6 protein-coding genes are annotated in these 4,837 nt (G+C 39.3%); 2 read left to right on the top strand and 4 right to left on the bottom strand.

Going from position 1 to position 4,837, the window contains the following annotated elements; all coding sequences use genetic code 11:
- Window positions 1–50: 50 nt before the first annotated feature.
- Both IQ228_RS21300 and IQ228_RS21305 read left to right on the top strand, forming a co-directional pair.
- Window positions 51–275, top strand: coding sequence for a DUF433 domain-containing protein (locus IQ228_RS21300; protein WP_039201637.1), 225 nt, complete (start codon window positions 51–53; stop codon window positions 273–275).
- A complete protein-coding gene (locus tag IQ228_RS21305; protein WP_193964351.1) occupies window positions 272–613 on the top strand; it encodes a DUF5615 family PIN-like protein in 342 nt (113 codons plus the stop codon). Before IQ228_RS21300 ends, IQ228_RS21305 begins: the two co-directional genes overlap by 4 nt.
- Before the next feature lie 588 nt (window positions 614–1,201).
- Here the strand turns inward: IQ228_RS21305 and IQ228_RS21310 are convergent.
- From IQ228_RS21310 to IQ228_RS21325, 4 genes are all read right to left on the bottom strand, one after another.
- Complete coding sequence (locus IQ228_RS21310; RefSeq protein ID WP_027404287.1) at window positions 1,202–1,834, bottom strand: hypothetical protein; 633 nt, start codon at window positions 1,832–1,834, stop codon at window positions 1,202–1,204.
- 387 nt (window positions 1,835–2,221) lie between these two features.
- On the bottom strand, window positions 2,222–2,737 hold the full coding sequence (locus IQ228_RS21315; RefSeq protein WP_027404286.1) for a peptidylprolyl isomerase: 516 nt from the start codon (window positions 2,735–2,737) through the stop codon (window positions 2,222–2,224).
- A 318-nt stretch (window positions 2,738–3,055) separates the two neighbouring features.
- Complete coding sequence (locus IQ228_RS21320) at window positions 3,056–3,634, bottom strand: hypothetical protein (RefSeq protein ID WP_027404285.1); 579 nt, start codon at window positions 3,632–3,634, stop codon at window positions 3,056–3,058.
- 238 nt (window positions 3,635–3,872) lie between these two features.
- Entirely contained in the window at window positions 3,873–4,451 is a 579-nt protein-coding gene (locus IQ228_RS21325; protein WP_027404284.1) for a Uma2 family endonuclease, read from the bottom strand.
- Between the last annotated feature and the right edge of the window lie 386 nt (window positions 4,452–4,837).

Raw genomic sequence — 4,837 nt, forward strand, 5'->3', positions numbered from 1 at the left:
GCTATCAGACAAATGCTACAATTAATCCGTAACGACAAGAAGTAAACAAAATGGAAAGCAGAATAACTATTCATCCAGATATTTGCAATGGACGACCTATTATTACTAATACTCGAATTTCTGTACAAACAATTATGGAGTTTTTAGGTGCTGGTGATTCAATTGAGGAAATTCTGGAAGAGTACCCCTCTCTACAACGAGAAGATATTTATGCTTGTATTCAATTTGCAGCAAAGTTGATGGGGAATCACTACGAAGTGAGAAAAATCGCATGAATGGGTTTTTATTCGATGAAAATCTACCCGTGAAAATTCAATTTACCCCATCTTTACCCATTGTCCATGTTTCCATCTTAGGTGACAGTCCAAGTGATACCCAAATATGGCAGTATGCGAAAGAAAGAAACCTGGTAATTGTTACCAAAGATGCAGATTTTTCTGATCGCATGATGGTTGATTTACTCCCGCCTAAAGTAGTACATCTACGCTTTGGGAATGTGCGAAAACGTCAATTTCACTCACTCCTGTCCAGAGTTTGGCCAGAAATTGAAATTTTAGTGGCTGATCATCAGTTAATTAATGTTTATCTGGATCAGATTGAAGCTTTTAAATAATTAATGTTTGATACTAGAAAGCGGTCGCTTAAAATGATAAATCACATCCTGTAAGCTATCAAACAATGTACCACAGCGATCGCTCACCAATTAATCAGCGTCAAATTAACAACATTATCTGCAAATCCCTCATCCTGTAAATCCTGAAATCCTGGAAATCCTGATTCAGACAATTAATTATCCTCAAATTAACAACCTTATTTTGGTGCGATTAGAGTTATTCAGATCCCCGACTTCTTAGAGAAGTCGGGGATCTGGGGATATAGGGACAGCGATCGCCACCAATTAACCACCGAATCCCTCATCCTGTAAATCCTGAAATCCTGGAAATCCTGATTCAGACAATTAATCACCGTCAAATTAACAACCTTAAGTAGTGAGACAGAATTAATTACACAATGTCATTGCGTTAGCGCAGCGTGGCGTTAGCCATATGGAACGAAGTGACATGAAGCAATTCCAAGGGTTGTGATTGCTTCCCTTCGCTCGCAATGACTGTAAATATTTTTGTCCAATTACTCATTTTAATGCGATTAGAGTTATTTCATATCCCCGACTTCTTAGAGAAGTCGGGGATCTATTCCATGTTTATTTTGGACTATAGGGCAGAGAAGAATGGTGTAGAATAATACGCAATTTGCCATCACCACCTCTAATAAACTGCCAGGTTTTATCTACTTTTGTGACTTTACCTGTTTTATCAGTTATGGAAACATTACCCATAGTGGTAGCAGTATTACCAACAATAAAAATACCAGCGTTGCGAATTTCCACCTTTCGCCATCCTTTGAGAGCAAAACCAGTATCTTGAGGGAAGGAGGAATCACCACCCACAAAATAAGACAAAGCTCCTTTGTGTGTCGTGCGGAAGGTCTGGTCTCCAGTTGTCAAGGTTGGCTTGAACAACACCAATCCCGATTGATAAGCATATGATTGATCTATTATATTGTCAGCCAATTTTCTAGCAGCGGCTATCCCCTTTTCATCATAGGTGGTACTGATGGAAACCAATGCTTCACCCCAGGCTTTTTGAGCAGCCAGCACTTCAGCCTCAGTAATGGATATATTAACTACTGATGTCTTAGAATTTGATGAGGTTGGCTTAGTGGTGGTACTATTAACTTGACCATGAGCCATTGATGGCGCAGTAACCAACAAGGCTATAGTAGCAGCCGTTACAGAAAGATTGACTTGTAATTGTTTAAAGGGGTTTGTATGCATACTAACAAGAAATATCAAAGGGGAAGTTAAAAAACGTCTCAACAACATCTAACAACCTTGTGCCAAATCAGTCCAATATTTACTATAAATAGTTACCATAAGTAATCATCTATGCTATCATTTAATGATCTAGGATTAACCATTTCAATGTGTGTTAATTTTCTGCTTAACGGGTGACAAGGCGGTTGATGAGATAAGTAAGTAGGTTAGCATTAAAAATAGTCGTTATGGCAAGGCAAGAGGCACTCATGCAAGAGGCAAGAGTGAAGAGGGTTTGGGCGATTTTACTTTTCTTTACACAGATTGGTTTTATTGTGTTCACCTACTTAATTGGAAGTCCCTTGAAGATAGCGGTGTGCGGAGAAGCCTCCGCACTAATCCTTGATTTTATTCGTGGATAGTTACTTTGATCATTTTAACTGGAGTTTTGGGGCGATCGCCTGCACCCGTGGGAGTAGTTTCAATGGCTTTCAATACATCCATCCCTTCAGTAACTCGACCGAAAACAGGGTGTTTAGATTGACCAGGTGTAAACCAATCCAGATAGTGATTGTGGACAGTGTTGATAAAAAACTGGCAACTACCACTATTAGGTCTCCCCGTATTAGCCATAGAGAGAGTTCCTGGTTCGTTAGAAAGTTTCCCGTCTTCAGGATGCTCATCTTGAATGCACCCATCAGGACCATTGCCTGTACCCGCACGCGGAGAGCTAGGATCTTTACTGTAAGGACAACCAAACTGCACCATGAAGTTATTAATCACACGGTGGAAATGCAAACCATCATAAAACCCACTTTTAGCCAATTTGATGAAATTTCCCGCCGTTATGGGCATAACATCGGTAAATAGCTCAAGAGTAATAGTACCAAGGGAAGTTTCTAGAGTTGCGGTGGGATTTGCCATGAATATTGAATTACGAATCTGTGTAATGGGTTAATTTGCAGTCTCCAGTTTACCCAAAATCTGGGAAATAATTTTCACCAACATCCACAATTAACCCAAATTCGCACCATCTACTGTCAAACCAACAACCTCCACTCGTAATGCAAAAACTCAAGCTGAGGTTATTTTATCGGCATTTTAAGTAGCTTGGCACAATTAAATCTAAAACCTCTCTGCAAACCTCTCCCCTACCAGGGGAGAGGCTTTGATTCCCCCTTCCCTGGTAGGGAAGGGGGTTGGGGGGTTAGGTTTATATTATATTTTTTAACGCCCACTTACTTAATCGGGAAAAGCTAAACCAGTTCTCGGATCTCTGATATATAATCCTAGTGTCAAACTCCGCATCACTTCATCCCAAATCGGGATTAATTGCTCTGCTTGATCTGCCCAATAATCAAAGGTAATTAAACATTGAATATTTGAACCCAAACCCACACAAGTCCGAGAAAAAGCTTCCCTGGGTTCGGATTGAGTGTCAATAAATTTAATTTCACACCACATAATCCGGGCTGTTTGTCGCTTAACAGTAATCACCTCTCCCCTTTCAATCACATCACGGCTGTCATCTTCCATGATTTTTTTCAAAGTATGTTTAAGGGGAAAAAGTGTCCAGTCATTCGGGGGTAAATGATTGTAAGATACCTCTAAACAACAATCATCATCAGGTGGTTTTTTATCCATGAACTTAAAAGATTTTTCTTGTGGTTCAAACACCCAATTTTGGGGAACATTGAAGCGAACCGCGCCCCTCCCAGCTACAAAAATCTTATAATCATCAGGACCCTCCCAATGATGATCTGGGCTTAATTCTAGGGTTTCTTTAATCCATTGAAGATTGCTTTTTTTACGCTTTGCCATAGTTTTAATAAGGGATTAAATTTTAACTGACATTTAGAGGGTGTTTGAAAAGTCTAATTTATTACTTGCAAGGGTGACTAGAAGTCGCGGCTACACAGACGAAACCCACCTTCGTGGGTTCAAAAGCCTTGATTTTTAGTTAGTCCACGCAGGTGGACTTTGTTTGTGTAGTAGCGATTTCTAATCGCCGGAAACTTTTCAAACATCCTCTTATCAAACTTATGTTGGAAATATATTTTTATGTTTCTATTTCCAATCCTACACCATCATAAAGCATTTCTATGGGAAATTCAAATTCAATACTTGATAAAGTGATGATGTCTCCAGTAGTGTAGGGATAGTAAAGCCACATTCTTCCTTCTCCTCGACAGTAACGTTCAACAGATATTTTTTCGGAATCAATCAAGATGTATTCTTGTAAACTGGGTATTGTTAAATAATATCTGAATTTTTCTCCTCTATCTTTATTAGTTGTACCAGGAGAAAGAACTTCAACAATCAATTTAGGGTTTTGAATAAATTTGCGGGCATTAAGGTCATCGGGGTGACAACTGACGATAAGATCAGGATAGAAGTATGGGCTTTTAGGGGTAACTTGCACTTTCACATCTGACACATTGACTCGACAACCTCTAGGACGAAGATGAGAATATAGAGGTCTGTAAAGATTGAGAGCAATATCATTGTGGGGAATTGTCCCACCTGTCATGGCAAAAACTTCGCCGTTGATGTATTCATAGCGAATATCCTGGTCAAGTTCCCAGGTGAAATATTCCTCAATGGTCATTTTTGGCAGTTGTTGGGGAATGGCGATCATAGCAGGGTGTTTTTAAGTTCGTTTTGATTATAGCAACTAAGTAGGTTGGCGTTGAAAATTGTCGTTATGGCAAGGCAATAGGCAAGAGTAAAGAGGTTTTGGGCGATTTTACGTTTCTTTACACACTTTGGTTTTATTGTGTTCACCTACTTACAATTACAATTATTTTCAGGTAAGTTTCGCGCCAAGATAGCAAGGATGAAAATATTTACAAATTATGGCTCTACCGTTCCCTTTATGTAAAACAAGATTTATTGTAGGTTGGGTTGAGGAACGAAACCCAACACCTCTTATTTATCCTCCCGCTAATGTTGGGTTTCACTTCGTTCAACCCAACCTACGAAAATTAAATTAATATTCTCTTCCATAAGGGGAGCGGTAGAACC

This window comes from Dolichospermum sp. LEGE 00246 (assembly GCF_015207865.1).
GTDB lineage: Bacteria > Cyanobacteriota > Cyanobacteriia > Cyanobacteriales > Nostocaceae > Dolichospermum > Dolichospermum heterosporum.

Bases quoted from the DNA above. Each gene is read 5' to 3' on its own strand.
- IQ228_RS21315 (WP_027404286.1), bottom strand. From the start codon at position 2,737: ATGGCAAATCCCACCGCAACTCTAGAAACTTCCCTTGGTACTATTACT.
- IQ228_RS21300 (WP_039201637.1), top strand. From the start codon at position 51: ATGGAAAGCAGAATAACTATTCATCCAGATATTTGCAATGGACGACCT.
- IQ228_RS21320 (WP_027404285.1), bottom strand. From the start codon at position 3,634: ATGGCAAAGCGTAAAAAAAGCAATCTTCAATGGATTAAAGAAACCCTA.
- IQ228_RS21310 (WP_027404287.1), bottom strand. From the start codon at position 1,834: ATGCATACAAACCCCTTTAAACAATTACAAGTCAATCTTTCTGTAACG.
- IQ228_RS21305 (WP_193964351.1), top strand. From the start codon at position 272: ATGAATGGGTTTTTATTCGATGAAAATCTACCCGTGAAAATTCAATTT.
- IQ228_RS21325 (WP_027404284.1), bottom strand. From the start codon at position 4,451: ATGATCGCCATTCCCCAACAACTGCCAAAAATGACCATTGAGGAATAT.